At 51.3% G+C, this 540-nt stretch carries 1 protein-coding gene; it reads left to right on the plus strand.

Going from position 1 to position 540, the window contains the following annotated elements:
• Positions 1–540 (plus strand): hypothetical protein (locus tag P2W72_RS06700; protein WP_276360221.1); only part of this gene is annotated, 540 nt, incomplete at both ends.

Here is a 540-nt window from a genome sequence, read left to right on the forward strand (position 1 = left end):
ACCGGTATCGGGTGCGACCCAAACGGCATTGGATCTGAAAGCACCATTGGCAAGTCCTGCATTAACGGGGGTGCCAACAGCACCAACAGCTGCACCCGGTACGAATACCACTCAGGTTGCAACGACAGCATTTGTCACTGCAGCCGCTGCAGCGGGCACGGTTGATGCTGACGCGACTACCAAAGGAAAGATCCAGTTGGCAGGTGATCTGGCAGGAACTGCTGCTTCCCCTGCGATTGCGGCAGGAGCAGTAACTACTGCTAAGCTTGCGGACGCGAATGTGACTTTAGGTAAGCTTGAAAATATTGCTACAGCATCTTTATTGGGAAGAAGTACAGCAGGATCCGGCGCTCCGGAAGTATTAACAGCTACAGCAGCTAAAACACTTCTTTCTTTAAGTAAAACAGATGTCGGTTTAGGCAACGTGGATAATACCTCAGATGCGAATAAACCGGTATCGGGTGCAACCCAAACGGCATTGGATCTGAAAGCACCATTGGCAAGTCCTGCATTAACGGGAGTGCCAACAGCACCAACAGC

This window comes from Daejeonella sp. H1SJ63, assembly GCF_029360775.1.
Taxonomy (GTDB): domain Bacteria; phylum Bacteroidota; class Bacteroidia; order Sphingobacteriales; family Sphingobacteriaceae; genus Daejeonella.